Below are 26,360 nucleotides of genomic sequence, written 5' to 3'. Positions count from 1 at the left end.
AAAGGATTTTGTAGGTCTTTGTATATACTGATTTGACGATGATAAATTAGGAAACAATGCAGACAATCGGACATCTCTCTGTTCTTATTCATGAACAAGCAAAAAAATACGGTGCTAAACCAGCGATCACTTTCCGTAACTTTGGTAGTCTGGAATGGAAGACTGTGTCATGGAATCAGTTTTCAATGCGTGTAAAGCAAGTGTCAAATGCGCTCTTGAACCTCGGATTGAAGCCACAAGAAACTATCGCAGTATTTTCACAAAACACTATTTACCATCTTTATACAGAGTTTGGTGCATATGGTGTACGTGTGATTAGTATTCCTTTTTATGCGACTAGTTCTGAAGAGCAGATACAATATATGATTCAGGATGCTGGGGTGAAGTTCCTTTTTGTTGGAGAACAGGAGCAGTATGACAAGGCACGTCGTGTCGTCTCTCTGTGCCCTTCACTAGAACGAATCATCGTCTTTGATTCAAGTGTACGCCTTAGTACGCATGACCCTAATTCAATTTACTTTGAAGACTTCTTAAAGTTAGGCGAGGGTTTCCCACGTGAGTCTGAGGTTGAAGACCGTTGGGCTGAGGCTAACAATGATGATATTTGTAATATCCTTTACACAAGTGGAACGACTGGTGAGAGTAAGGGCGTTGTCCTGACTTATAAGATGTATCATGCAGCTATGGAAGGTAATATGAAGAGTGTGCCTGTAAATAGTAAGGACCGTATTATAAACTTTTTACCATTCAGTCATATCTTTGAGCGTGGCTGGGCTTATCTGGGGCTCAGCGTGGGTGCAGAGCTGATTGTAAACACTTACCCAAAGGAGATTCAACAGAGTATGCGTGAGACACATCCTACAAGCATGGCCGCTGTCCCACGTTTTTGGGAGAAGGTTTATGTAGCGGTAAAGGACCGTATGGACAACTCTAGCATTGTTCAGCGTAAGTTGTTCTATCATGCTCTGAGTATTGGAAGAAAACGTAACATACAATATATTGCACGTTGTAAACGTGTTCCCTTGACTCTAGAAATGGAGTATAAGTTTGTCAATAAGACAGTGTTGGGCCTTGTGCGCAAGCAGTTAGGCTTAGAGAATCCGCATATCTTCCCAACAGCTGGCGCATATGTGTCACCTGAGGTTGAGGAGTTTGTACATAGCATCGGGCTTAACATGCTTGTTGGTTATGGTCTGACGGAGAGTTTGGCCACTGTGAGTTGTGATTATTTAGGACAACCTTATACTGTTGGTTCCGTTGGAAGACCAATCGAAGGAATTGACATAAAGATCAGCGATGAAGGTGAGATAATGTTGAAAGGTCCTACGATTACACCGGGTTACTTCCGCCATGATACAGCTAATTCAGAGGCTTTCGATAAGGATGGCTACTTCCATACCGGTGATGCTGGTTATTTGAAGGGTGGTGAGTTGTTCTTAAAGGAACGTATCAAGGACCTCTTTAAGACATCAAATGGTAAATACATTGCACCGCAGATGGTGGAGGCGATGCTGTTGGTAGACAAGTTCATTGAACAGGTATCTGTGATTGCCGACCAGCGTAAGTTTGTTGCTGCGCTGATTGTTCCAGAGTTCTCTGCACTGGAAGAATGGGCAAAGGAGAATCATATAGAGTTTAAGGACCGTGAGGAGCTATGCGAGAATAAGCGTGTCAACGAAATGATGCGTGAGCGTATTGAAACCTTACAACAGCGTTTGGCTTCCTACGAGAAGATTAAACGTTTCACTCTTCTTCCTCACCATTTCTCAATGGAGAGTGGAGAGTTAACCAATACGTTGAAGTTGAAGCGGTCGGTTGTCAACAGCCGTTACCATGATGCCATTGAAAAAATGTACGAGGAGTAGTTGACGAGTTGACAAGTTAATTGTTTTGAGGGTTTCTTTGGTTTTTAGGATTGACTCTTTCCTAGGCATCCTTGTTCTCCAAACCTACCTCCCAACGATAAAAGAAAAGATATGATTACAGCAGATCAGCTAAAAGATATACAAGAACGCACTGAAGCGTTGCATCGTTATCTTGATATTGACAAGAAGCGAATAGAATTTGAGGAGGAACAACTCCGTACACAAGCGCCAGACTTTTGGGATGACCCAGCTCGTGCACAGGAACAGATGAAGAAAGTTAAAGACATTGAGAAATGGGTCAAAGACTATGACAAGGCGCGCGCGTTGGCTGATGAGGTACAGCTGGCATTCGATTTCTATAAAGATGAACTTGTTACTGAAGAGGAAGTTGATACCGCATATGTTAAGGTTCTTAAGGTTATCGAAGGCTTAGAACTTAAGAATATGCTACGTCAGGAGGAAGACCCGATGGAGTGTGTGATGAAAATCAACTCTGGTGCGGGTGGTACGGAGAGCCAGGACTGGGCTTCTATGCTGATGCGTATGTATATGCGCTGGGGAGAAGCACAAGGATATAAAGTTACTATCTCTGACATACAGGAAGGCGATGAGGCTGGTATTAAGAGTGTGACAATGAAGTTTGAGGGTGGAGAATATGCTTATGGCTATCTGAAGAGTGAGAATGGTGTGCACAGATTGGTACGTGTCAGTCCGTTCAATGCTCAAGGTAAGCGTATGACCAGCTTTGCCAGTGTCTTCGTTACGCCGTTGGTAGATGACACGATTGAGGTCTATGTTGACCCAGCTCGTGTTAGTTGGGATACCTTCCGTTCGAGTGGTGCCGGTGGACAGAACGTCAACAAGGTGGAGTCGGGTGTACGTCTTCGCTATCAGTATGAGGATCCTGACACAGGAGAGCAAGAGGAAATCTTGATTGAGAATACGGAGACGCGTGATCAGCCAAAGAACCGTGCCAAGGCTATGCAGCTCCTGAAATCGCAGTTGTATGACCGTGCTATGAAGAAGCGCATGGAAGAACAGGCTAAGATTGAAGCTGGTAAGAAGAAGATAGAGTGGGGAAGTCAGATTCGTAGTTACGTCTTTGATGACCGCCGTGTGAAGGATCATCGTACAAATTATCAAACATCAGACGTGGATGGTGTGATGGATGGTAAGATTGATGACTTCATCAAGGCTTACCTCATGGAGTTCCCAACGGAGGAATAAGCCATTATTCTCCACTTTAATTAATTGATAATATATAATCTTTAAAGAATATAACTATGAACGAAAAACGTAAAATTAATCGTAAAGCAAGAGAACTCAAGCAAGAGAAACAGGCTAATCGTGTTATCGCATGGATTGCCGTGATATTGGTTGCTTTGGGTATCCTTACAATCATTATAGCATCAAATAGCTAATAAATATAGTATTGATAATGGACGACTGTTGTGCTTTTGCTAGGCAATAGTCGCTTATTATATTAACAATAGGGGTCTCATGAGTGGATTAGAGATTGAAAGAAAGTTCTTAGTTCATAAGAAAATGGACTGGAAAAAGCTTGCAAGCAATTGCAGTCATATACAGCAAGGGTATTTTGCAGCTGTTAATACTGTTCGTGTTCGCATCAGGGACGATAAAGGATATCTTACAATCAAAGGCCCTTCACGCACAGGTGGCTTATCACGTTATGAGTTCGAGAAAGAGATTACACTGGAGGAAGCACAGCAACTTATGCTGTTATGCGAGCCGGGTGTAATTGACAAACATCGCTATCTTGTTCCTTTTGGCGAACATACTTTTGAGATAGACGAGTTTCATGGTGATAATGAAGGACTCGTGTTGGCAGAGGTTGAGTTAGGAAGTGAGGATGAAGCTTTTGAAAAACCAGACTTTATTGGCATGGAGGTGACGGGTGTTCGACACTTCTATAATTCACACATGCGACGAAACCCATTTAAGCTTTGGCGCGATAGCATACCAGAAGAATACCGATAACTAAGGCTATTGTAGAGCCTATAGCATCTGCAAAGAAGTCGAGCCATTCACCACTTCGGTTTCCATTCGTACAGTTGGACTGAAGAATTTCTATGAGACCCCCCATAAGAATAGGTAGTAACCAGACCCAGATAATGATGAACTTGGGGCTGGGATGCTTTGTTGTGCGTATGTATTCAATGCTTAAACTGAGTCCTAAAACTAAGTAAATAAGACTATGTGTCCACTTATCAATAAACCTGACATTGCTCAGTGGAGTTTCTGGAATATTCATAAAACACAAAATCCAAGTAGCTATTACAATGATACAACTAAATGGGTGTTTAGTTAAGATATGCTGTAATTTATTCATATTTCACTTCTAATTTGATACAAAAATAGAGATTTTTTCGTAAATTTGCGCATATATTCAATTCTAATTTATATGGTTGAACAGAAAAGAGCAAAGTTTGGAAGCAAGCTAGGTATGATTCTGGCCACAGCAGGTGGTGCTGTCGGCTTGGGTAATGTTTGGCGTTTTCCCTATATGACAGGTCAGAATGGAGGTGCTGCTTTCATTCTTATTTATATCGGGTGTATCTTATTGTTAGGCTTGCCTTGTATGATTAGCGAGTTCATTATCGGTCGTCATGCAGCGTCAAATACGGCACGTGCTTATACAAAGTTATCCAATGGAACAGCTTGGAAGTGGGTGGGATTCTTAGGTGTGCTCACCGGTTTCCTCATTACTGGTTATTATGCTGTGGTCTCTGGATGGTGTCTGCAGTATGGTGTAGCCTCTGCAATGGGACATCTGCATGGTACGCCAGACTATTTCAAGTCGTATTTTACAGACTTCTCTACCAATCCTTGGAAGCCTGTTCTGTGGACAGTGATGATCTTACTTTTCACGCATTATGTTATCATTCATGGCGTTAGAAATGGTATAGAGCGTGCTTCAAAGATAATGATGCCAGCGCTTTTTATCCTCTTGGTAGCTATTGTCATTGCATCTTGTTTACTTCCTGGAGCAGGTAAGGGTATTGAATTCTTGTTGAAGCCCGACTTTAGTAAGGTGACAGGCGATGTGTTCCTTGGTGCTTTAGGTCAGTCGTTCTATTCAATGAGTATCGCAATGGGTTGTATCTGTACTTATGCATCTTATTATAGTCGTCATACAAAATTATTGAATTCGGCTGTACAGATTGGTGTTATTGATACCTGTGTTGCTATCTTGGCGGGTCTGATGATTTTCCCAGCAGCCTTCTCGGTAGGCGTAAGTCCTGATAGCGGTCCTTCTCTTATTTTTATCACGTTGCCGAATGTCTTTGAACAGGCCTTTGCAAGCATGCCCGTGTTAGGATATGTCATTTCTTTGGCATTCTATCTGTTGCTTTCCGTGGCAGCGTTGACTTCGTTAATCTCTCTACATGAGGTGAGTACAGCTTTCTTTCAAGAGGAGTTACACATCAGTCGTTCACGTGCAGCAATGATCGTTACGGGTGGTTGCTCAATGATTGGTGCTATTTGTTCTTTATCGTTGGGCGAATGGAGCTTCCTCAAGGTGGCAGGTGTCGATCTGTTTGATGTCTTCGACTTTGTGACAGGACAAATCTTCCTCCCTGTAGGTGGACTTCTTACCTGTCTGTTCATTGGCTGGTATGTACCTAAAAAGCTGGTAAAGGATGAGTTTACGAACTGGGGAACCACACGTGGTGTCTTCTTTGGAACTTATTACTTCCTGATCCGCTTTGTTTGTCCTTTGGCTATACTTGCTATCTTCTTACATCAGTTGGGAGTGTTCTAAGTTAGCTGAATGATACCCGCTTACCGTCCCTTCCTGCTAAGGGGGAGGGACGTGAAACCTTCTACTGATGATATCTTATACCTGTTTATTATTTACTTTCTATACTCACTATTGTCTATTAAATCTATACTCCTTATATGTTCGTGTCCCTTTAAGGGTATGAATGACCTAAAATCAAGAAACTATGAAATTCCAATCTTTATTCTATCTTCATAAGTCTGATAGGAAAGTAATCTTCATATTATTGCTGTTCATTATCTGTTGTCTGGGTTTGATAATCTTTGTTGGGAATCAAACAACGGAGACTTCCGACGTGAAAAACGATAGCGTAAGCAATAGAAAGTCCACATCTTTTTCTCATAAAGAGCAACTTCCTGAAGTTGTGACGCCAGAAGGACGACACCTTTTTCCCTTCGATCCGAATACAGCTACTGCTGAAGAGTTGCAGAAGTTAGGACTAGCTCCTTATCAAGTACGCAATATCATCAAGTATCGTTCAAAGGGAGGAGTCTATCGTTCACCAATGGACTTTGCTCGTCTTTATGGACTTACACGCAAGCAGTATCGGGAGTTGGAACCTTATATCACAATTGGTGACGATTACGAACCAGCTTCCACGCTTGCTTCTGTACAATCCTATATCGCCCAGAAGGAGGCTGACAAGCAGGCTGCGCATGCGGCTTATGAAGCTTATAAAGCACAAAATACGTATAAACCGAACAAAGGGTATGATCGTGACACCCTCCGTTATCCAGTTAAACTAAAGGTGGGGGAACATATTAACCTCGCTATAGCTGATACAACGCAATTGAAGAAGGTGCCTGGTATAGGCTCTGGGTGGGCTCGTGCGATTGTCAATTATGGTAAACGTTTAGGTGGATACGTTGTTGTAGGACAATTACAAGAGATAGAGGGCTTTCCAGAAGAGGCCTTGCCTTACTTCTCCGTGGTCAATCCACATACGGAAAAGATTAATCTTAATACTGCAACCCTTCCACAACTTCGTAAGCATCCTTATATGAATTTCTATCAAGCAAGGGCTATCTGCGACTATCGAAGACTGAAAGGAAAACTAACAAATCTATCCCAACTCCACCTGTTAAAGGACTTTACGCCAGAAACTATCGAACGTTTGCGTCCGTATGTAGCGTTTTAAGTGATTAAAAAAAGACATTCTTTGCTTTGCATTGTCTTTCATTTAGCTTACCTTTGCACTAAGAATAAAGTAAACGCAATGGATATACAGGAGATTTACAAGATTTACCAAGCGCATCCCGTCGTGACTACGGATAGTCGGAATTGTCCTGAAGGAAGTATCTTCGTGGCATTGAAGGGAGCCTCATTTGATGGTAATAAGTTTGCTGAAGCAGCTTTGGGAAAGGGTTGTAGCTATGCAATCATTGACGAAAAGGAATATGCAAAGGTAGGCGACGAGCGTTATATTCTCGTTGAGGATGCCCTTGTTACTTATAAGGAATTGGCACGCGAGCATCGTCGTCAGTTCTCAATCCCTGTGATTGGTATTACAGGAACAAACGGAAAGACGACAAGTAAAGAACTTATCTCTGCCGTATTGGCTGAGAAGTTTAATGTACATCATACGGAGGCGAACTATAACAACGACGTGGGTGTGCCTCGTACGTTGTTGGGTATTCGTCCAGAACATGAGATTGCAGTTATCGAGATGGGGGCTTCTCATCCAGGTGACATTGAAAAACTCGTTACTTACGTAGAACCAACTTGCGGTTTGATTACCAACGTAGGCCGTGCACATCTGCAAGGATTTGGTAGTTTTGAGGGCGTTAAGCGAACGAAGGGCGAACTCTATGATTACCTCAAAGCACACGATTCTCTGCTTTTCCTTAATGAGAGCAATCCTGACTTGACAGAGATGGCAGAGCAACGTGAGTTTGATCGTATCATAACTTACGGACAGGACGATACCGCTGACGTGCAAGGTAACGTTGTTAGTTGTGCTCCGTGTTTGAAGTTTGAATGGCAGTCATCAAGCCTTAACACCCCTCATCCCTCACCCACCACATACGAAGTGCAAACCCATCTCATTGGTTCTTACAACTTAGATAATATGTTGGCAGCCATAGCTATTGGTCTTCACTTTGGTGTTACGCCACAGCAAATCAACTATGCTTTGGAGAACTATGTGCCTCATAACAATCGTTCTCAGCTAACGGAGACTGCGCATAACAAGCTTATTGTGGATGCTTACAATGCTAATCCATCTAGTATGGCTGCTGCGATAGAGAACTTCCAACTAATGGAGGTAGAGAATAAGATGGCTATCCTCGGTGATATGCGTGAGCTTGGAGATGCGTCTGCAGAAGAACATCAGAAGGTTGTTGACCTATTAAAGACTACGGATATTCGTAATGTGTGGCTTGTTGGAGAGGAGTTTGAGAAGACAAAGACCGATTTCCGCAAGTTCCATGACATTGATGGTGTGAAAGCAGAGATAGCTCTTCATCGTCCTGAGAATCATTATATCTTGATAAAAGGTAGTAATGGCATCAAGCTTTTTGAGCTTCCAGCCTTGCTCTAACAAGAAAGAAAAACGGCGAGAAAGTTTGTGTTAGTTCAGAGAAAATAATTAACTTTGCACTTGCTTTTAAGCTATCGGGATGTAGCGCAGTTGGTAGCGCACTACGTTCGGGACGTAGGGGTCGCCAGTTCGACTCTGGTCATCCCGACTGAAAAAGGGAAGAAACCGCATGGTTTTTTCCCTTTTTGGTTTTATTGGGCTAATTAGCCTTATTGACCTTATAAGCCTTATTAATTATCATTCCCTTAGTCTTTCTCTGCAATCTTCAAGGATAGCCATCAACTCATCCATCTTTGTTGTACGCAACATGGCGATGCGTGTCTTCTTAAAATCAGGGATTCCTTTGAAGATAGGCGATGCAGCTAGATGTCGACGTGTATGCAAGATACCACGATGTTCGTCGATACGCTCCACATTAATGCGTAGCATCTCTTCAAGAATGTCAATCTTATCATCGATAGTCAACTGCTTCTCACCTTGATTGAAGAGCCATGGACAACCAAAGGTTGCACGACCAATCATTACTGCATCAACGCCGTAACGGTCGAACTTCTCATTCGCTTCCTCAATACTTGTCACGTCACCATTGCCGATGATGGGGATATGAATACGTGGATTGTTCTTCACCTCACCAATCAATGTCCAGTCAGCTTCGCCTGTGTACATCTGTGCGCGGGTACGTCCATGAATCGTCAAGGCCTTTATACCACAGTCTTGCAACTGCTCTGCAAGGTCGGTAATAACCAAGTTGTCGTTGTCCCAACCTAATCGGGTCTTCACTGTGACGGGTGTGTTGACAGCCTTCACTACCTCTCTTGTGATGTCAAGTAGCAGTGGGATGTTCTTTAACATACCAGAGCCTGCACCCTTGTTTGCCACCTTCTTTACCGGACAACCAAAGTTAATATCAATCACATCGGGTTTTACCTGTTCTACAATCTTAGCCGCTTCAACCATTGAAGCTACATCCCTACCATATATCTGTATTCCTACAGGACGCTCACTATCGTCAATGACTAATTTTGAAAGTGTCGATTTGATACTACGGATGACGGCATCAGCTGACACAAATTCCGTATATACCATGGCTGCACCAAAGCGTTTGCACATCTTTCGGAAGCCAATATCCGTTACATCTTCCATTGGAGCCAAGAATAGTGGGCGTTCCCCCAAATCTATTGTTCCTATTTTCATAGGTGCAAAGGTAACGAAAAGGCTTTGAATAGTAAATAGATAAGAGGGTAAAAAAGTAAAAGGAAGGGAAAGAAAAGGAGTGTTTTTCATTCTTAAATATTTTGCAGTACACGAAAGTTATGCTATTTTTGCAATATAAAGTTCATGAAGTTATGGCTGATCAATACAAAATACCCTATTTGAACGCTGTTATCAGAATGTTTGGTAGTCGCTTTGACTTGACCATACAGCAAGCTTTCCGCTATCTTTATAACTTTAAAGGAATACGATTTCTTTTAGAGTATTACGACGTGGAACATACTTTGTCTATAGAAGATACGGTAGATGATCTTATTAAAGTCTGTCAAAAGAATGGAGGAGAACTGGCATGAGACTCTATCATGGTACTAATATTGATTTTTCAGAGATAGATCTTGCAAAGTCTTTCCCACTAAAAGACTTTGGAAAAGGCTTTTACTTGACGACAATACGTGTGCAAGCATAACGAATGGCGAAACGAAAACAAGAGGCATTGGGGGGAAAAGCCATTGTACAAGAGTATGAATTTGATGAGAATGTCTTGCATAAAGATGATTTAAAAGCGCTTGTTTTTGAAGGAACTACCCCAGAGTGGGCAACATTTATCTTTAATAATAGGTCAAGAAATAAAAACTATCGGCATGATTATGATATCGTTGTCGGACCTATAGCAGATGATGGAGTGGCCTTTCTTATTAACCAATACACGACGGGAGCAGTCACTTTAGCACAGTTTACTCGGATGCTTAAGTTCAAGAAACTCAGTAATCAGTATTTTTTCGGAACTGAAAAGGCTGTAAAACAATTAAGAAGAATAAAGTAATGACACAACAAGAAAGATTTAATCACCTTGTCAATTTCACGATTGATGAGCTGACAACTTATCTTATAGAAGACTTCCATTTGGATACAGCAGAAGCTTTGAATATTGTTTATTCTTCAAAGACACTTGAACTTCTGCAGAACAAACGGACTGGGCTTTATGACCAAAGCCCGGGCTATGTGTATCATTTGCTTAAGCATGAGTATAAGACTGGACAGTTGCCACAAGTCAACTAATCTTTATTAAAACGATTATCTAAATTTAATTTACAGCCATCTTTGCAACCCAGTTGCAAAACATAATCTTTATCTTTGCAGCAGAATATTAATGCAGTAACAGGTTTTAGATTATGAAAAAGAAACTCTTAAGAATCATTCTTACGGCTGTACTCCTCGCTGGAGCATGGTTAGTAGAGCATTTCACAGCACTTCCAATGTGGCAGGTACTGCTTGTTTATTTGGTTCCTTATCTGGTTATCAGTTATGATGTATTAGGTGAAGCAGTTGAGGGAATCATGGAAGGCGATCCTTTTGACGAGAATTTCCTGATGAGTATTGCGACTATCGGAGCATTACTCATCGGTTTCCTTCCTAATGCCGAACCTCAGTTTATTGAGGGAGTCTTCGTGATGTTGTTCTTCCAGTTGGGCGAACTCTTTGAGCATTATGCGGAAGATAAGGCGCGCGACTCCATCTCTGAGCTGATGGATATCCGTCCTGATGTTGCTAACGTAGAGCGAAATGGAACGGTAGAGAGTGTTAGTCCTGAGGATGTTAAGCTTGGTGAGACTGTGATTGTTAAGCCGGGAGAGAAGATACCATTAGATGGAAGGGTGCTTGAGGGCAGTTCCAGTCTTAATACCGTAGCTCTTACGGGTGAGAGTATGCCACGTGATGTAAGTGCGGGTATGGAGGTTATCTCTGGTTGTGTCAATCTTTCGGGGGTGTTGAAGGTGCAAGTTGAAAAGCCATATAGCGAGTCAACCGCCGCAAAGATTATCCAACTCGTTGAGGAGGCAGGTGATAACAAGTCACGCAGTGAGTCTTTCATTCGCCGTTTTGCACGTGTCTATACGCCTATCGTGGTGATTGCTGCCCTTGCTTTGGCTGTTATTCCTCCGTTCTTCTATGATAGTTACGCACCAGCCTTTGGTGTTTGGCTCTATCGTGCATTGACCTTCTTGGTTGTAAGTTGCCCATGTGCTTTGGTTATCTCTATTCCACTTACCTTCTTTGCAGGAATCGGTGGAGCTTCTCATAAGGGAATCCTCATTAAGGGTGGTAACTATATGGATGCTTTGTCAAAGCTCTCTACGGTGGTATTCGATAAGACAGGAACATTGACACGTGGAACTTTTGATGTTGAGGCTATCCACCCAGAGAAACTCTCTGAGCATGAATTACTTCATTTAGCAGCCCATGTTGAACGTTATTCTACCCATCCAATTGCCCTTGCCCTCCGTATGGCATATACAGATGAAAAGGATAATTGTACAGTTGAAGATATACAAGAAACAGCGGGACAGGGTATTACGGCTACTGTTAATAATCAGAAAGTAAGTGTTGGTAATAGCCGTTTAATGGCAACACTTGGTATTACAATCCCTACTTGTAAACGTTGTACGAGCCATGCGGGTACGATAGTTCATGTTGCGATTGATGGTGAATATGCAGGTCATATCGTTATTTCTGACCAGTTGAAGGCTGATGCTGTGAAGGCAATAGAGTCTCTGAAGCAGTTGGGGGTTAGCAAGACTGTGATGCTGAGCGGCGACAAGAGGGAAGTTGTTGAGCAAATTGCGGAGCAGACAAAGGTGACGGAATACCACGCCGAACTGCTCCCTGCTGACAAGGTAAGCCATGTTGAACGTCTCATTAAGGAGAAGAATACAGGTGAAACAATTGCCTTTGTTGGTGATGGTATCAATGATGCACCAGTGTTGGCACGTGCTGATGTGGGTATTGCTATGGGTGCTTTGGGCAGTGATGCAGCTATCGAGGCAGCCGATGTCGTATTGATGGACGATAAACCTTCAAAGATTGCACTTGCCATAGAACTCTCATGCCGTACTATTTTCATAGCAAAAGAGAATGCATGGTTCGCCATCGGTATTAAGGTAGCAGTCCTTCTTCTTGCCACCTTTGGAATGGCAAGTATGGGATTAGCCGTCTTTGCTGATGTTGGTGTGATGGTTCTTGCAGTTCTCAATGCGATGCGAGCAAGGTAAGGATAGTTATTTCTCGATATTTTTTTATGAAAATGATTTGGCATCTGTATGGCTGTAGCTATGCAGATGCTTTTTTTATATCTCTAAAAGCAAGGTCGTGTAAAATAGGAGAGGGCTTTCACTTTTGATAGGAGATGCTTTTTCATTCTTAAACAATGTTGTTATCTGGTAACTTTATGATAAAAATAATTACGGAAAAAGCTAAATTAGAAAACTTTTGTGTAAGTTTGCAGTATTGAAGTGATTGCTATGCAGATACGACTTGTTCTATTTCTCTTGTGGCTTTTGCTACCATTATCATCACTTCAAGCACAGAAAGTGCTGGTATGTGATGGGGCAACGCGCTTTCCGATACGTGATGTATTGGTCAGTGTGGATGGGAAGAATGTGGGACTTACTACATGGCAAGGAACCATTAATCTGCCTGATTCATTCCAAATAGCTACCTTTAAGAAGAAAGGCTATGCGTCAGAGAAGTTATTTCGGAGTGAGGTATTGCGTGATACTGTCTTCCTTTTTCCCGCTGAACATTATCTTGATGAAGTCGTGGTGATAGGAAAACAGGTTGTTGATGGGCGTGAACTGTTGAAGAAGATGCCAAAACGAGACATCTTAGAGAAGAAGCCAGCCCATTCCCTATTAGAGTTTGATGTTGGGCTTATGCTTGATAAACGGCTACGTAGAGACCGTCAGCATGTTGAGAAGCTACGTGAAGTTTTCAAGAAAATGGACGGTTTAGAGGATAAGGAAGACCCTATCCTCAAAGCTTATCGACAGACACAGTTGGAACTAAAAGCTGATTCTATTCAGAAAAAGAATGAGCAAAAAGAGCTGAAGAAATAGCTTTTAGTGTGAATATAGGTTAATTATTAGATTACTAAAGCAATCTTTTTGTATAGTTTACTTGACTTTTAGAAGAGTAAATATTACTTTTGTGGTGTGATAGGTATCTTTACTTATTAATTAAAAAAGCTACTTTATGAAAACAGATTATCTTTTACCCCACATCTTTAGGAAGGTTGGTTGGTTTATTTTTATCCCTTGCTTTGTCATGATTATGGTTTCTTGGTTAGGTATTAATGACTGGTTTAATGATGACAGACTGAGTTTTATTACCTTACACATTGGAAACTTGAGTTTCTTTGCTCCAGAACAGGAGGGACGTTCTTTCTTCTATTTTGCGCAGGAAGACATGTTTTCGGAAATTGTTTACTGTTTGACCTTTACCTCTCTCTATATGATAGCATTTTCAAAGGAAAGAGTTGAGGATGAATATGTTGAACATCTCCGTATGCGTTCATTAGTATGGGCACTGAAAGTAAATACGATTTTCTTTGTAATCTTCACGTGGTTCTGCTTTGGAATGGTTTATATCACGTTGTTAATGCTATCAATGTTTAGCATATTTCTGCTGTTTCACTTCCGTTTTCTTTACGAACTACATAAAAGGAGAATAGATAATGAAGAATAGTATAAGAGTAGAGCGGGCAATCAAACGCATGACTCAGGCGCAATTAGCAGAACTTATTGGGGTGTCCCGTCAGACGATTGTCGCTATCGAAAGCGAGAAGTATGTTCCCTCAACAGTTCTCAGTTTGAAGATTGCACGTGTTTTCGATAAGCGTGTAGATGATATTTTTGAACTTGAAGAAGGCGATTAAAGCCTTGTATATATACTCCCTCATTTTCGATATCATCGGTAATCATAATTCTGAATTGTGCACTCTGGATTTTGAATTATCAAAGTAATCATAATTATGAATTATGAATTTAGAATTAAATAAAAAATGCCCGATGGACAAGGTGAAGACATTTCACACTTGCCTCATCGGGCTCAACATATACTCAAGTCAGAGAAGATTTTACTATTATATCACGCCACGGATACGGTCGTCAAAGGCTGAAAGGGCAGCCTTAGCACCTTCTCCCATAGCGATTGTAATCTGTTTGTAAGGCACCGTTGTAACGTCACCAGCAGCATATACGCCACTCAGACTTGTACGATTGGTTGCGTCAACGATAATCTCACTACGTGGAGTAACCTCCACTTGATCCTTGAAAGCATCGCTGTTTGGCGACAAGCCAATCTGAACAAAGACACCATCTAAAGCTATTTCGCGCTCTTCGTCATTGGTACGGTCCTTTACTTTGATACCCGATAGCTTCTGACCATCACCCAAGAGGGCTGTTGTCTGGGTAGAAAGGAACACCTCAACATTAGGCAGACTGGCTACTTTCTGCTGTAGAACCTCATCGGCACGCATAGCATCAGCAAACTCAAGAACAGTTACGTGGCGGCAGATACCAGCCAAGTCAATGGCTGCTTCGATACCAGAGTTACCACCACCGATGACTGCTACATCCTTACCTTTATAGAAAGGACCATCGCAATGAGGGCAGAAATGTTCACCATGACCGATGTATTTATCCTCATCTGGCAGACCCAAACGGCGCCAGCTTGCACCTGTTGCAATCACGACAGCAGGTGCGGTGAAGGTTTCACCACCACGTACTGAAACGGTCTTTACAGCCTCTTTCAAGTTGGTTGAAACCACTTTTCGGTTGTCGAACACGTCAATAGAATAGTCATTGATATGAGTACGGAGGTCGGCAGCAAGCTGTGTACCTGTCGTTTTGGTAACAGAGATGAGATTCTCGATACCTGTTGTGTCGTTTACCTGTCCTCCTATGCGTTCTGCAACGATAGCTACGCGCAAGCCTTTGCGGGCAGAGTAGATAGCAGCAGATGCTCCAGCAGGACCACCACCGAGTACGATAACATCATATTCACGTACTGTTTGCACTGCACTTTCATCATGGTCGGTGCCTACCTTGTCCTCTAACTCCTGCAAAAGGATTCCAAGATCGCCACGACCCGTGTGCAATGGTTCCCCATTGACATATACAGAAGGTACGCCCTGTATGTTCAAACGTTGTATCTCGTCCTGACAAAGACCTCCATCAACCATCTCATTGCTGATATTTGGGTTAATGAGCGCCATCACGTTGAGTGCCTGAACAACGTCAGGACAGTTCGTACAGGTGAGAGATACGTAAGTTTGAAGGCGTATTTCACCCTTCAATGACTTGATACGTGTAGCAATCGCCTCGTCAGGAAGGTTCTTACCCTGTCCGTCAGTATTGAGGACAGCGAGGAGCAGGGAGGTAAACTCGTGTCCATTTGGTATGCCACGGAAGCTGATACCAGTCTCTTCACCATTGCGAAGGATACTGAATGAGAACTGTTCTCCCTCCTTATAAACTGTCTTAATCTTGTCAGAAGTAGAGGCGAAATCCTCGAGGAAGGAAGAGAACTCTGCTGAGTTTTCGTCGTTACTATTGCGTGTAACGCTAAGTGTTATATCAGATGAGAGCGAAGCAAAGACGCCCTTCACCTGTTCGAGTATATTTGAATCTAACATGGGTTTGTATATTTCTCTCCTTGATTAATAAAAAGGTGGAGAGATTAAGTCCGAGACTTATCTCTCCACCATAACTTCTATGACACTTTTATGTCTGTTATTACAGAAACTAAGTCTTAGAGCTTACCTACGAGGTCAATGCTTGGCTTCAATGTTTCGCCACCCTGCTTCCACTTAGCTGGACAAACCTCACCCTCGTGAGAAGCAACGAATAAAGCAGCCTCAACCTTACGAACGAGCTCATCAGCGTTACGACCGATGCTGTTATCCTGAATCTCAGCAATCTTAACGAGACCCTCTGGATTTACGAGGAATGTACCACGGTAAGCCAAACCCTCGTCCTCTTTATATACACCGAAGCCACGGCTCAATACGCCAGTTGGGTCAGCGAGCATAGTGTACTTAATCTTCTTGATTCTATCAGAAGCATCGTGCCATGCCTTGTGTACGAAGTGAGTATCAGTACTTACTGAGAAAACCTCTACACCAAGACCCTTGAGCTGCTCGTACTTGTCAGCCAAATCCTCCAACTCTGTAGGACAAACGAAAGTGAAGTCAGCTGGATAGAAGAAGAAGAGTGCCCATTTGCCCTCGATATCCTTGCTTGAAACGGTCTTAAACTGTCCGTCCTGGAAAGCCTGAACGGTAAACTCTGGTGCGTGTGCATTAATAATTGGTTCCATATCTTACTTAAAACTATTTATGTGATTAAATCTTTTTGTTTTGCAATGCAAAGTTAGTATTTGAAATCATTACAACCAATAGAAAAAATCTATCGTGTCATTAATAAAATCTATCAAGGTATATTTAGTCATTGATTATCAGCGCGTTGGGGTTTGTTGTTGGCTTGAATAAAAAGAATACGACCTCGATAAAATTATAACTAAAGATATATTTTATTACTACAAAGGTCTTGTACAACGATTACAAAGGCTTTGTAGAGTTTCTACAAACGCCTTGTAGAGTTTCTACAAACGCTTTGTAATATTCGTTTGTTTGGTTTATATGATACCTAAAAATGGTGGTTGGCTATTTAATTATGGTGATTATGTGTGCAATTAGTCATTATAAAGTATGAAAAAAGCAGTAGAAAGTACAAATAACACGATGATAACTCGATTATTTGCCCTTTTATGCTATATTTGCTTAGTATATACATTAGTATTAAGAGAATGACCCTACAACAATTAGAATATGTAATGGCAGTCTATCGGCATAAACAATTTGCGAAAGCAGCCGATGAATGTAATGTCACACAGCCAACGCTTAGTTCGATGATTCAGAAGTTGGAAGATGAATTAAGTGTGAAAATATTTGATCGTAAACGTCAGCCGATACAGCCTACACAAGCGGGAATGAAGCTGATAGAACAGGCTTGGAAGGTACTTGCTCGTGCAAAGAAACTTAAACAAACGATTGACGAGGAGCGTCATGCACTTACGGGAACATTTGAAGTAGGAGTATTACCGACCATCGCACCTTACCTTATTCCTCGTTTTTTCCCTCAGTTGATGAACGAACACCCAGAGATGGATGTGCGAATTACGGAGATGAAAACTGAAGATATGCGCAGAGCACTTCGTCGGGGTGACATTGATGCAGGAATCTTGGCACGTGTTGATGGATTAGAGGAGATGGAGTGTACACCGCTCTTTCGTGAACAATTCTTTGCTTATGTAGCCGAGAGCGACCCATTGTTCGAAAAAGAGTTTATTCGTCCTGCTGACCTGTCGGGAGAGTTCTTGTGGTTGTTGGATGAAGGGCATTGCTTTCGTGATCAGTTGGTTAAGTTCTGCCAACTGAAGTCAGCTACCTTGAGCAAGAAGAGCTATAACTTAGGAAGCATAGAGACCTTTATGCGTATCGTAGAGAAGGGTAAGGGTGTAACCTTTATTCCACAGCTTGCCCTCTCACAGCTCACGAAAGAGCAGCATCGCCTTGTGCGTCCTTTCGCTCATCCTGTGCCTACACGTGAAATCATTATGATGACCTCGCCCAACTTTATTCGTCATACATTGCGCAACATGCTTATAGAGAAGGTTAAAGAATCCTTACCTGATAATATCCAGATTTAAGCCTTCACAACTTCTCTTTGAGCGGTAAAAAAGATAGAAAACGTAAACCCCAGCTACTTCAACAGTGGCTGGGGCTTGTGGTAATCCTTAACCCAGGTTTAATCTCCACTTTCGCTTATTTCTTGCAGTCACCATACTTTCCTCGTTTTTCTTATGGGCTTTGTGTCCTACAAATTTTATTTTTTTTGTATGGTGAATGGTTAAACTTGGGTTAGGTTGTAATTTTGTTTTTATTTTATCGTTGTTATCTGTAGAAACTGCCTATTCTATGCCGTTTAACTTTCTTGTTTCCTCAACATCTAAGGCTTCGGCAAGGATTGAGATAGGGTTCTTTACATCATATCCAGTTGACATTTCTATCTGCCATTTGCAGGTTTCACAGTCTGTTGTGACGTAGTCTGGGTTTACTTCTTTTATCTGTTTGAAGACGCCAGCACCAATCTGTTGCGAGCGTTCATAGTTCTCTTTCTTGAATCCATAGGTGCCGGCAATACCGCAACATTGTGAGTCGAGCATCGTAAGTTGTAGTCCTGGAATCATTTTAAGCAGTTCTGTACTATAGATAACCCAACCCATCTTTTCCATGTGGCAGGCCGTATGGTAGGCTGCGTGCATCTTGAAATCCTTGCGGAAGGCAAGTTTTATATCGTCACTTTCTATCAGGCGATAGAGGAAGCGGGTGGCAAGAGTGATGTTTTCTTTTACATCATCGACCTTTATATCTAATAGATGTTCGTATTCGTCACGCATCGTAAAGGTGCAAGTAGAACTGGTTGTGAGGACAACTCGGTTTTCTTTTGCAGCTTGGCGGATGGATTTGATGTTCACTTCTCCCTGACGGCGCGCCTGACCGCTGAGTCCGTTTGCAATCAATGCCACACCACAACACTTCTCTTTCTCTAACAAATGGACACCATAACCAACCGCATTCATGATCTTTACGAGGTCTTTGCCCAACTGTGGGAAATTGTAGTTGACGTAACAGCCGTGGAAATAGCTTACGTGTTTCTTATAGTTGTCTTGCTGTTTTGCAGCATTGCGCTTAAACCAAGTCTCAAACTTCTGACTGCTATAGGCTGGGAAACTACGATGTTTGTCAACTCCCATCACGGTGTGGAGTACAGCCTTGACAGGTTTCAAGCCTAAGGTGGTATTCACAATTGGTGCAACGAGGTTTGCCATCGTTCCCACAAAGTCAGTATTTGCCAACATTCTGTCACGCAGAATAGGGCCATGTGTGCTGTATTTGATACGTGAAGCCTGAATGATGTCAGCAATGCGAACACCAGAAGGGCAGGCTACTTCGCAACGTTTACAGTTCAGACACATTTTTAACGCATCATTAAAGAAATTATTATCCTTTAGTCGGTAACGTTCCAAGTCAGGTCCTGAATGTTTCGGACCAGGATAGTTTGGCTCCACAGCAGACACTGGGCAGTAAGCCGTACAGATGGAACACTTAAGGCATTGTTCCAAGTTATTACCGCTGATATTTTTTAGTTGTATTCCTTCTGGCATGACTTTATTTCCTTTCTGTTATTGTCTCAGCTACCCGAAGGGCAGTCAAGAGTGAAACACCTGTCTCATCAGCGAGTTTAATGTTGTTATGTCCGCTCAGAAGTGAGCCGATAACAAAGAGGTTGCTGATAGTCTTTCCGTCTTTTATTGCGTGGAAGTCTTTATCTGTTTTGGCACCATATTCCATATAAGGTTGTGCTTCAAATGCATCTTCCTTTGTCCATTCACTTCGAGCTTCAGCAGCATCAACGTCAAGGCTGAAGACCGGCTCGAATACATGTTGATAATTACTTTGTAGGCCGTGACTCATAAATGAACCCGAAGCAAGGATGAACTCGTCTGCATAAAAGGTCTCGTAAGGGAGGTTTTTGGTGGTGATTGACACGAGGCGATTGCCTTCGAAGACCCCACCATTGGCAGTATCGCCCACCAATAATGTTCCGCCCAAGCGGGTGAAGTGTTGCTTTAAAAGATGCGTGGTACGCACTCCCGATACCGAAGGGGGGAGGGTTGCGATGTATTCAATAGGTTTCTTTACCATAGCTTTCAGTTCGTTGAGGCTATCGTTGTTGTTAAAACCTAAGACGGCAGGGAATAATAACACTTCTGCATCGCCACTAATGGCGTTGATGCAATCGGCAACTTTACGCAAAGCAGTTTCGTCTGACAATACTTTAGCAATGTTAGTTGCACGCATCTCGGTAGGACTTTTTCTCACATGACTCAGCTCGTCAGTTGTAAACGACTTCACCTGACAAGCTACTCCGTTCTTCTTAAGATTGGCAGCGATGAATGTTGTTGGTAAATCTAAGAAGCCTTGGATGTTCAAGAGCTCTACGCTTTTCCAAGGAAGTATGTCCATTTGTTGGCTCATAACATAACCTTCTGTTGTCAACCATGCTGGGCGTGTTGTTCCTAATGGGGTAAGGCGATAATGATTTTGTTTGCTATTGCCAGTTGTCTTCACGCCAACTTCCTTCAATAACGCCTTTGCTTTGTCAGCAAGGGATTGAATCTTCTCAGCTCCAATTTTCTTATAAGGATGCTGTTCGCCCAACGTTGCTATCGCTTCCAATGGATGTTCGACAACCTTCCCATTGTCATCATAACCCAGTAGGTCGAACGAACCAGAATTAAAATGCAGACTATTCTGTCCTGTCGATACAATACAAACGCGTTTACCTGCGTTTGCCAGTGTTATGCCAGCAGTGAGCCCGCTGAGGCCACCACCGATTATGATAATGTCATAGCTCATTGTTGATGTTTTTTGAATGTGATAGATGGTTGTGCGTCTTAGCGTTTTATAGATGCGTAGGTACGACTATTGAACGCTCATTGGTAAAAACTTCTTTTGCTTTCAAGTGCTTGTTATCAGTTGCTTAGCCCTAACAAACCCTGATAGATACTGGTTGTAAGCTGTGCTTCATCGAGTGTGCTGCCCCAAGCAACGGGTTGCATACCTTTCCAACGTTCATTGATGAAGTCGTGAAGGTCGGTCAATGTCTTTTCAGCTTCATCTCCAGCGTCACACATAACGCCAGCAGCTCGACAAGCACAAAGTTCTCCTTGGCAGGTTCCCATACCTACTCGGGTACGGCGGCGAAGGTTGAGGAGGTCGTGGACGTGCAACTTCTCCATCGCATATTTCACTTCACCGACACTTACTTCCTCGCATTCACAAACTAAGGAACGGTCTTCTATGCTTTGTGCTGGTATCTCTTGAACGCAATTGCCTTGGCGTCCTTTAGCAGCGATATGGGCTGTTGAATACGTATGATGTTTCGTGTCGGGATCATGTCCTTCACTTCCGGGAAGAGGACGGATGGCTGTCTGGCAAGCAGCATCTATACCTAATTTCTTGCAGGCTAGGTTGGTTGCCTCTTCCGCCATGAGTCGGTAGGTCATCATCTTACCGCCAGTAATCGTAATAAGTCCACCCACTCCATCTCGTGTCTCATGATCTAAACAGACGATTCCACGACTGATGCTGCGTCCTGACGGGTCATTATCGGCTGCAACAAGTGGTCGGACACCTGCATAAGCACGGAGGATGCGTGTTGTCGCAAGGCTCGGAGCAAGTTTCTCTCCTTCCTTTATCAATATATCAACTTCCTCTTGGGTAATCTTCAGATTGTCTATCGTGTCATAAGGAACACGATCACTGGTAGTGCCAATGACACAAACAGCGTCATCTGGGACGAGGATGTCAGCATTGGCTGGCTTACGACAGCGATTGATAACCATGTTGTTGACACGATGACCGAAGATAAGGAGTGTTCCTTTCGCAGGAAACATATTCACCTTTATACCAGCCAGTTTGACAATATCATGCCCCCAGATACCAGCAGCATTGATAACGATACGACAGCGAATTTCGCTTTCTTCTCCTGTATGGTTGTTACGGAGGCGGACGCCCTCCACACGATCATTGCTTAAAATGAGTCCTACTACCTGCTGATAGGTTAGAATATCGGCTCCATGACGACGTGCATCAACAACGTTTGCTGTCGTAAGAAAAAATGGATCGATAGCAGCATCTGGCACTCGCACAGCGCCAATCAGGTCAGGGTTGACCGATGGTTCTATGCGACGTGCTTCCTCAGGTGAAATAATACTAGCACTAATGCCTGCTTTCTGGCAGGACTCAACGAATGTTTTTTGGTATTGTATGTCGTCCTCAGGGAGCGTAATAAACAAGCCATCAGTAGGTTCTACGCAGTGGTGAGCAATTCGGCGGAGTATCATATTCTCCTTGATACACTCCGAAGCTGACTCTGGGTCGGTCACTGCATAGCGTGCTCCACTGTGGAGCAAGCCGTGGTTGCGACCTGTGGCACCATTGCTGAAGTCATACTTCTCTACAAGAAGTACGCGCAGTCCACGCATAGCACAATCGCGTGCAGTGCCTACGCCAGTAACGCCTCCACCGATGATAATCACATCGTAATCCTTGTTTATTACACTGTTCATTTTTTAGGTAGTTGTAATTGGTCAAAATCTATTTGCAATGTTTCGGAACGAAATATGTGTTAAATGTTTTGACTATCGTTCAAAATTGTTTTGTTTCTTTTCGCAGCAAAGGTATCTAATTTATTTGAAAGTACCAAAAACGCTTAACACTTTTTGTGGTATTTATTTCGTTTAGAAAGTTAGTATCTTTCGTTTTGTTGTTTTTATGGATGATTGTAATTAAGGATTTGGGATTCCTCCTACAAAATTAATTAGAGGATAACAATTGTTTTTGAAGATAAGATTCTTTGTTACATATTATTATTTTACTATCTTTGCAAAAATAAGATTCTATATTTAATTACAGTGTTATAATCCTTTCTGATATGAAAATCAATTCTAAACACTCAGTTGAACAATATTCTAATTTTAATCTTAAAGATTTCTTTGATATGAATAGCCCCAAAAAAATATTGATTCCTGCAGTACTTGTTGGCTTTCTTTGCATTGCTAGTCTTGCATTCTTTTCATTTGTGAATCCTTCTTATGATCAAGAAGCTGCGTTGAAGATGAAGCCTATCTTCTTTGGTAGTACGCGTGTTGCTGACGAGCCTGTAAACTCTATCACGCTGATTGCACCAACAACGACTGCAGTTTACTTCAATATCTTACCACAGAAGATGCAGTTCCAGTTTGATGACTTGCTCTCAAATGACAATACTCCACTTGATGTGAATATGTATATGATTATTCAAGTGAAGAAAGGACAGACTCCTGACTTGTTAAGGAACTATGGAGAGAACTGGTTTGAGAACTTTATCGAACCTTACTTCCGCAATAAGGTGCGTGAGTATGTATCCTCTTGTTCACCATTCGACTTGATGAGTAATCGTGAAGTACTTGCTAAATTTGATGACCGTATCAAGCAGTCTATGCGTCAGTATGTGGCCTCTTTGTCACGAAAGGCAAACTTCCCAATTGATATTCAACAGGTAATTACCGACCGTGTGATGCCTAACAAGGAGCAATTGGAGGAAATGAACAAGACCGCAGCAAGTATTCAAGCAAAGCAGACACAGGAGAAGCGTGCTGAGATGGAGCTTGCTCGTGCGAAGGCTGAGCGTAATAAGGCTGTGGCTGATAAGGCTTATATGACAGAGTTGAACCTTTCACCATCACAGTTTATTCAGTTGCGTGCGTGGGATGTCATCGAGAAGAAGAATGGTGCAAACATAGATGTTCTCTTCGGAGGTGGTGAAACTCCGATGTGGAATATCCGTAGATAAATGAAGTTAAGATGCAAAGTGCGCATCTGAGGGAACATTTATATAAACGAAAAGAGGTGATTGCCTTAATGGTAACCACCTCTTTGTTATTTTATAATATGTTGATTATAGATAATCTGAAGGCTTTATAAATGTTCAAGACGTTTACAATTCTGTCTTTTTCAGGCTTATTATAATCTTTCTTTATGTTTGTCCAGCTTATTTCAACTTAGCTTCAAGGTTCTTCAGCATGTCAACAGTCATTGCGTCGAGGTCATACTGAGGATTCCAATCCCATTCAGCACGTGCGCAACTGTCGTCAAGGCTGTCTGGCCAGCTGTCAGCAATACCCTGCTTGAGTGGGTCTACGTCGTATTCCATCTCAAACTCTGGCTTGTAACGCTTGATAGCATTGAAGATTTCCTCAGGGTCGAAGCTCATAGAAGCAATGTTGAAACCATTGCGGTGAACCAAACGTGTTGGATCTGCTTCCATCAATGAGATAGCTGCGTGCAAACCATCAGGCATATACATCATGTCCATCAGTGTTCCTTTCTTGATAGGACATACGAACTTCTCACCACGAACAGCAGCGTAATAGATGTCAACTGCATAGTCAGTAGTACCACCACCTGGAGGTGTTACGTAGGAAATCAAACCTGGGAAACGTACTGAACGAGTGTCAACACCATACTTCTTAAAGTAATAGTCGCTGAGCAACTCTGTGGTAACCTTTGACACACCATAGATTGTACCAGGACGTTGAACAGTGTCCTGTGGTGTCTGTGTGTGAGGTGTACTCAAACCGAATGAACCGATAGAACTTGGAGTAAAGACCGCACAGTTGTTCTCACGCGCCACTTCCAAGATGTTCCAAAGACCATCGATACCGATCTTCCAAGCTAATTGCGGCTTCTTTTCTGCTACTACAGAGAGTAATGCGGCAAGGTTGTAGATGGTGTCAATGTTGTATTTTTTAACAACATCGGCAATCATCTCTGGGTTAGTAACGTCGGCTTCTGCTGATGGGCCGCTTTCTTTCAGTTCGCCTTTAGGCTCGGCTCCCTTGATGTAACCAGCAACAATGCTGTCGTTTCCATAACGTTTTCTAAGTTCTCTGGTAAGCTCTGAGCCAATCTGACCTGTAGAGCCTATAACCAAAACATTTTTCATAAATATTGTTAAGTTTGTATATAATGGCTGCAAAGTAAGCATATTTTTGTTGATTATACTACATTTACGTATTAAAATTCTTAAAAAATCAGCTTGTGAAGTAAAAAAAAACTCCTCAACGTCCTTTTTCTCAATTTTTATAAGTTACTTTGCTTTTTAATAAATAAAATCTAATGTTATGTACGGTAAGATGAAAGAACATCTCAGTAACGCACTTGCTGAGATTAAAGAAGCAGGACTTTACAAAGAGGAAAGAATCATTGAGAGTCCTCAAAGTGCGGCAATCGAAGTAAAAGGTAAGGAGGTTTTAAACTTCTGTGCAAACAATTATCTTGGTCTTTCTAATCATCCACGTTTGATAGAAGGTGCTAAGAAGATGATGGACAAACGAGGATTCGGTATGTCCTCTGTTCGTTTTATCTGTGGAACACAGGACAGTCACAAGGAGCTTGAGGCTGCCATCTCTGATTACTTCAAGACAGAAGACACTATTCTCTATGCTGCTTGCTTTGACGCTAATGGTGGAGTCTTTGAGCCATTGCTCACCGATCAGGATGCTATCATCTCTGATGCGCTCAACCATGCCTCAATTATTGATGGTGTACGCCTTTGTAAGGCAAAGCGTTATCGCTATGCAAATGCAGATATGGCTGATCTTGAGCGTTGTCTACAAGAGTCACAGGAACAGCGTTTCCGCATCATTGTTACTGATGGTGTGTTCTCAATGGATGGTAACGTTGCTCCAGTTGACAAAATTTGCGACCTCGCTGAGAAGTATAACGCTCTTGTGATGGTTGATGAGTCTCACTCTGCCGGTGTTGTTGGCGCAACAGGTCATGGCGTTAGCGAACTCTGCAAGACTTACGACCGTGTGGATATCTACACAGGTACACTTGGTAAAGCCTTTGGTGGTGCACTCGGAGGATTTACTACTGGCCGCAAGGAAATCATTGACATGCTTCGTCAGCGCAGTCGTCCTTACCTCTTCTCTAACTCACTTGCACCATGTATTATCGGCGCCAGCCTTGAAGTATTCAAGATGTTGAAGGAGAGCAACGAACTTCACGACAAGTTAGTTGAGAACGTTAACTACTTCCGTGACAAGATGATGGCTGCTGGTTTTGATATTAAACCAACCCAGAGTGCTATCTGTGCGGTAATGCTTTACGATGCTAAGTTGTCTCAGGTATATGCAGCAAAACTCCTTGAGGAGGGTATCTATGTAACTGGTTTCTATTATCCAGTAGTTCCAAAGGGCGAGGCTCGTATTCGTGTTCAGCTCTCAGCTGGTCATAATCGTGAGCAACTTGACAAGTGTATCAACGCTTTCATCAAGATTGGTAAGGAACTTGGTGTATTGAAATAATCTACTTGTAGATACTGATTAGTACTCAACACCATTGGTGCTTAACCTTAATACGTGTGGTGTTGTTGGTAAGCACCATAGGTGTTGAGTACGAATGCAATAGTAAAAGATAAACAAAGAGCGA

At 42.4% G+C, this 26,360-nt stretch carries 24 protein-coding genes, 1 tRNA gene and 1 pseudogene; 18 read left to right on the top strand and 8 right to left on the bottom strand.

The window, feature by feature from the left end; all coding sequences use genetic code 11:
- Positions 1–56: 56 nt before the first annotated feature.
- The 4 genes from J4856_RS11610 to J4856_RS11595 all read left to right on the top strand — a co-directional run bounded on the left by J4856_RS11610 (position 57) and on the right by J4856_RS11595 (position 3,863).
- Positions 57–1,865, top strand: a complete 1,809-nt coding sequence (locus J4856_RS11610) for an AMP-dependent synthetase/ligase (RefSeq protein WP_025837756.1) — start codon at positions 57–59, stop codon at positions 1,863–1,865.
- 111 nt (positions 1,866–1,976) lie between these two features.
- Entirely contained in the window at positions 1,977–3,092 is a 1,116-nt protein-coding gene (gene prfB / locus J4856_RS11605; RefSeq protein ID WP_065367701.1) for a peptide chain release factor 2, read from the top strand.
- Positions 3,093–3,148: 56 nt separating this feature from the next.
- Positions 3,149–3,286, top strand: a complete 138-nt coding sequence (locus tag J4856_RS11600; RefSeq protein ID WP_172823680.1) for a hypothetical protein — start codon at positions 3,149–3,151, stop codon at positions 3,284–3,286.
- 79 nt (positions 3,287–3,365) lie between these two features.
- Positions 3,366–3,863, top strand: a complete 498-nt coding sequence (locus J4856_RS11595; protein ID WP_025837758.1) for a CYTH domain-containing protein — start codon at positions 3,366–3,368, stop codon at positions 3,861–3,863.
- On the opposite strand, the gene J4856_RS11590 is transcribed toward J4856_RS11595, so the two are convergent.
- Positions 3,823–4,137: a VanZ family protein gene (locus tag J4856_RS11590; protein ID WP_373277339.1), complete on the bottom strand. Its 315-nt coding sequence runs from the start codon at positions 4,135–4,137 to the stop codon at positions 3,823–3,825. The two genes, J4856_RS11595 and J4856_RS11590, sit on opposite strands and share 41 nt — an antisense overlap.
- A 150-nt stretch (positions 4,138–4,287) precedes the next feature.
- On the opposite strand from J4856_RS11590, the gene J4856_RS11585 reads away from it, so the two are divergent.
- The 4 genes from J4856_RS11585 to J4856_RS11570 all read left to right on the top strand — a co-directional run bounded on the left by J4856_RS11585 (position 4,288) and on the right by J4856_RS11570 (position 8,354).
- Positions 4,288–5,649, top strand: a complete 1,362-nt coding sequence (locus J4856_RS11585; protein WP_025837759.1) for a sodium-dependent transporter — start codon at positions 4,288–4,290, stop codon at positions 5,647–5,649.
- Positions 5,650–5,833: 184 nt separating this feature from the next.
- Entirely contained in the window at positions 5,834–6,805 is a 972-nt protein-coding gene (locus J4856_RS11580; protein WP_025837761.1) for a ComEA family DNA-binding protein, read from the top strand.
- Positions 6,806–6,883: 78 nt separating this feature from the next.
- On the top strand, positions 6,884–8,206 hold the full coding sequence (locus J4856_RS11575; RefSeq protein WP_025837764.1) for a UDP-N-acetylmuramoyl-tripeptide--D-alanyl-D-alanine ligase: 1,323 nt from the start codon (positions 6,884–6,886) through the stop codon (positions 8,204–8,206).
- Between the two features lie 75 nt (positions 8,207–8,281).
- Positions 8,282–8,354: transfer RNA gene (locus J4856_RS11570), tRNA-Pro, on the top strand.
- An 89-nt stretch (positions 8,355–8,443) separates the two neighbouring features.
- Here the strand turns inward: J4856_RS11570 and dusB are convergent.
- Positions 8,444–9,400, bottom strand: coding sequence for a tRNA dihydrouridine synthase DusB (gene dusB, locus J4856_RS11565; RefSeq protein ID WP_065367702.1), 957 nt, complete (start codon positions 9,398–9,400; stop codon positions 8,444–8,446).
- 152 nt (positions 9,401–9,552) lie between these two features.
- Between dusB and J4856_RS11560 the strand changes: the two genes are divergently transcribed.
- From J4856_RS11560 to J4856_RS11530, 7 genes and pseudogenes are all read left to right on the top strand, one after another.
- A complete protein-coding gene (locus J4856_RS11560; protein ID WP_025837766.1) occupies positions 9,553–9,771 on the top strand; it encodes a DUF3791 domain-containing protein in 219 nt (72 codons plus the stop codon).
- Positions 9,768–10,241, top strand: a pseudogene (locus J4856_RS11555) (DUF3990 domain-containing protein). Before J4856_RS11560 ends, J4856_RS11555 begins: the two are co-directional and overlap by 4 nt.
- Entirely contained in the window at positions 10,241–10,477 is a 237-nt protein-coding gene (locus tag J4856_RS11550) for a hypothetical protein (protein ID WP_025837768.1), read from the top strand. The pseudogene J4856_RS11555 and the gene J4856_RS11550 overlap by 1 nt, the downstream one beginning before the upstream one ends.
- 113 nt (positions 10,478–10,590) lie before the next feature.
- Positions 10,591–12,468: a heavy metal translocating P-type ATPase gene (locus J4856_RS11545; RefSeq protein WP_025837770.1), complete on the top strand. Its 1,878-nt coding sequence runs from the start codon at positions 10,591–10,593 to the stop codon at positions 12,466–12,468.
- A 249-nt stretch (positions 12,469–12,717) separates the two neighbouring features.
- Positions 12,718–13,311, top strand: a complete 594-nt coding sequence (locus J4856_RS11540) for a hypothetical protein (protein WP_025837772.1) — start codon at positions 12,718–12,720, stop codon at positions 13,309–13,311.
- A gap of 136 nt (positions 13,312–13,447) precedes the next feature.
- Positions 13,448–13,939 (top strand): hypothetical protein, encoded by a 492-nt coding sequence (locus tag J4856_RS11535; RefSeq protein ID WP_025837775.1) that lies wholly within the window; start codon positions 13,448–13,450, stop codon positions 13,937–13,939.
- Positions 13,929–14,129 (top strand): helix-turn-helix transcriptional regulator, encoded by a 201-nt coding sequence (locus J4856_RS11530; RefSeq protein WP_025837777.1) that lies wholly within the window; start codon positions 13,929–13,931, stop codon positions 14,127–14,129. The genes J4856_RS11535 and J4856_RS11530 overlap by 11 nt, the downstream gene beginning before the upstream one ends.
- A 207-nt stretch (positions 14,130–14,336) precedes the next feature.
- On the opposite strand, the gene ahpF is transcribed toward J4856_RS11530, so the two are convergent.
- On the bottom strand, positions 14,337–15,890 hold the full coding sequence (gene ahpF / locus J4856_RS11525) for an alkyl hydroperoxide reductase subunit F (protein WP_025837778.1): 1,554 nt from the start codon (positions 15,888–15,890) through the stop codon (positions 14,337–14,339).
- Positions 15,891–16,006: 116 nt separating this feature from the next.
- A complete protein-coding gene (gene ahpC / locus J4856_RS11520; RefSeq protein ID WP_025837780.1) occupies positions 16,007–16,573 on the bottom strand; it encodes an alkyl hydroperoxide reductase subunit C in 567 nt (188 codons plus the stop codon).
- Between the two features lie 489 nt (positions 16,574–17,062).
- Between ahpC and J4856_RS11515 the strand changes: the two genes are divergently transcribed.
- Complete coding sequence (locus tag J4856_RS11515; RefSeq protein ID WP_065367703.1) at positions 17,063–17,965, top strand: hydrogen peroxide-inducible genes activator; 903 nt, start codon at positions 17,063–17,065, stop codon at positions 17,963–17,965.
- A gap of 261 nt (positions 17,966–18,226) precedes the next feature.
- Here the strand turns inward: J4856_RS11515 and glpC are convergent, their stop codons facing one another.
- The 3 genes from glpC to glpA all read right to left on the bottom strand — a co-directional run bounded on the left by glpC (position 18,227) and on the right by glpA (position 22,453).
- Entirely contained in the window at positions 18,227–19,483 is a 1,257-nt protein-coding gene (gene glpC / locus J4856_RS11510) for an anaerobic glycerol-3-phosphate dehydrogenase subunit GlpC (protein ID WP_025837781.1), read from the bottom strand.
- Positions 19,484–19,487: 4 nt separating this feature from the next.
- Complete coding sequence (glpB, locus tag J4856_RS11505) at positions 19,488–20,738, bottom strand: glycerol-3-phosphate dehydrogenase subunit GlpB (RefSeq protein ID WP_025837783.1); 1,251 nt, start codon at positions 20,736–20,738, stop codon at positions 19,488–19,490.
- 116 nt (positions 20,739–20,854) lie between these two features.
- Positions 20,855–22,453 (bottom strand): anaerobic glycerol-3-phosphate dehydrogenase subunit A, encoded by a 1,599-nt coding sequence (gene glpA, locus J4856_RS11500; RefSeq protein ID WP_025837785.1) that lies wholly within the window; start codon positions 22,451–22,453, stop codon positions 20,855–20,857.
- 431 nt (positions 22,454–22,884) lie between these two features.
- Here glpA and J4856_RS11495 point away from each other — a divergent pair, with 431 nt between their 5' ends.
- Entirely contained in the window at positions 22,885–23,718 is an 834-nt protein-coding gene (locus J4856_RS11495) for an SPFH domain-containing protein (RefSeq protein WP_234967218.1), read from the top strand.
- A 198-nt stretch (positions 23,719–23,916) separates the two neighbouring features.
- Here J4856_RS11495 and J4856_RS11490 read toward each other — a convergent pair whose 3' ends face one another.
- Positions 23,917–24,870 carry an NAD-dependent epimerase/dehydratase family protein gene (locus tag J4856_RS11490; protein WP_025837790.1) on the bottom strand — a complete coding sequence of 318 codons (954 nt, stop codon included), beginning with the start codon at positions 24,868–24,870 and terminating at the stop codon, positions 23,917–23,919.
- 178 nt (positions 24,871–25,048) lie between these two features.
- On the opposite strand from J4856_RS11490, the gene kbl reads away from it, so the two are divergent.
- Positions 25,049–26,236: a glycine C-acetyltransferase gene (kbl, locus tag J4856_RS11485; RefSeq protein WP_013264183.1), complete on the top strand. Its 1,188-nt coding sequence runs from the start codon at positions 25,049–25,051 to the stop codon at positions 26,234–26,236.
- Positions 26,237–26,360 lie beyond the last annotated feature (124 nt).

The organism is Prevotella scopos JCM 17725, from assembly GCF_018127785.1.
Classification (GTDB): domain Bacteria; phylum Bacteroidota; class Bacteroidia; order Bacteroidales; family Bacteroidaceae; genus Prevotella; species Prevotella scopos.
The sequence above is the reverse complement of the archived record's forward strand: the minus strand, read 5'-3'. Positions and strand labels throughout refer to the sequence as shown.

What these genes read in the sequence shown, in the direction of transcription:
- J4856_RS11495 (WP_234967218.1), top strand. Translation starts at nt 22,885, where the DNA reads ATGAATAGCCCCAAAAAAATATTGATTCCTGCAGTACTTGTTGGCTTT.
- J4856_RS11610 (WP_025837756.1), top strand. Translation starts at nt 57, where the DNA reads ATGCAGACAATCGGACATCTCTCTGTTCTTATTCATGAACAAGCAAAA.
- J4856_RS11580 (WP_025837761.1), top strand. Translation starts at nt 5,834, where the DNA reads ATGAAATTCCAATCTTTATTCTATCTTCATAAGTCTGATAGGAAAGTA.
- ahpF (WP_025837778.1), bottom strand. Translation starts at nt 15,890, where the DNA reads ATGTTAGATTCAAATATACTCGAACAGGTGAAGGGCGTCTTTGCTTCG.
- ahpC (WP_025837780.1), bottom strand. Translation starts at nt 16,573, where the DNA reads ATGGAACCAATTATTAATGCACACGCACCAGAGTTTACCGTTCAGGCT.
- J4856_RS11515 (WP_065367703.1), top strand. Translation starts at nt 17,063, where the DNA reads ATGACCCTACAACAATTAGAATATGTAATGGCAGTCTATCGGCATAAA.
- J4856_RS11530 (WP_025837777.1), top strand. Translation starts at nt 13,929, where the DNA reads ATGAAGAATAGTATAAGAGTAGAGCGGGCAATCAAACGCATGACTCAG.
- dusB (WP_065367702.1), bottom strand. Translation starts at nt 9,400, where the DNA reads ATGAAAATAGGAACAATAGATTTGGGGGAACGCCCACTATTCTTGGCT.
- J4856_RS11590 (WP_373277339.1), bottom strand. Translation starts at nt 4,137, where the DNA reads ATGAATATTCCAGAAACTCCACTGAGCAATGTCAGGTTTATTGATAAG.
- kbl (WP_013264183.1), top strand. Translation starts at nt 25,049, where the DNA reads ATGTACGGTAAGATGAAAGAACATCTCAGTAACGCACTTGCTGAGATT.
- J4856_RS11575 (WP_025837764.1), top strand. Translation starts at nt 6,884, where the DNA reads ATGGATATACAGGAGATTTACAAGATTTACCAAGCGCATCCCGTCGTG.
- J4856_RS11600 (WP_172823680.1), top strand. Translation starts at nt 3,149, where the DNA reads ATGAACGAAAAACGTAAAATTAATCGTAAAGCAAGAGAACTCAAGCAA.
- prfB (WP_065367701.1), top strand. Translation starts at nt 1,977, where the DNA reads ATGATTACAGCAGATCAGCTAAAAGATATACAAGAACGCACTGAAGCG.
- J4856_RS11545 (WP_025837770.1), top strand. Translation starts at nt 10,591, where the DNA reads ATGAAAAAGAAACTCTTAAGAATCATTCTTACGGCTGTACTCCTCGCT.
- J4856_RS11585 (WP_025837759.1), top strand. Translation starts at nt 4,288, where the DNA reads ATGGTTGAACAGAAAAGAGCAAAGTTTGGAAGCAAGCTAGGTATGATT.
- glpB (WP_025837783.1), bottom strand. Translation starts at nt 20,738, where the DNA reads ATGAGCTATGACATTATCATAATCGGTGGTGGCCTCAGCGGGCTCACT.
- J4856_RS11550 (WP_025837768.1), top strand. Translation starts at nt 10,241, where the DNA reads ATGACACAACAAGAAAGATTTAATCACCTTGTCAATTTCACGATTGAT.
- glpA (WP_025837785.1), bottom strand. Translation starts at nt 22,453, where the DNA reads ATGAACAGTGTAATAAACAAGGATTACGATGTGATTATCATCGGTGGA.
- J4856_RS11540 (WP_025837772.1), top strand. Translation starts at nt 12,718, where the DNA reads ATGCAGATACGACTTGTTCTATTTCTCTTGTGGCTTTTGCTACCATTA.
- J4856_RS11535 (WP_025837775.1), top strand. Translation starts at nt 13,448, where the DNA reads ATGAAAACAGATTATCTTTTACCCCACATCTTTAGGAAGGTTGGTTGG.
- J4856_RS11560 (WP_025837766.1), top strand. Translation starts at nt 9,553, where the DNA reads ATGGCTGATCAATACAAAATACCCTATTTGAACGCTGTTATCAGAATG.
- J4856_RS11490 (WP_025837790.1), bottom strand. Translation starts at nt 24,870, where the DNA reads ATGAAAAATGTTTTGGTTATAGGCTCTACAGGTCAGATTGGCTCAGAG.
- glpC (WP_025837781.1), bottom strand. Translation starts at nt 19,483, where the DNA reads ATGCCAGAAGGAATACAACTAAAAAATATCAGCGGTAATAACTTGGAA.
- J4856_RS11595 (WP_025837758.1), top strand. Translation starts at nt 3,366, where the DNA reads ATGAGTGGATTAGAGATTGAAAGAAAGTTCTTAGTTCATAAGAAAATG.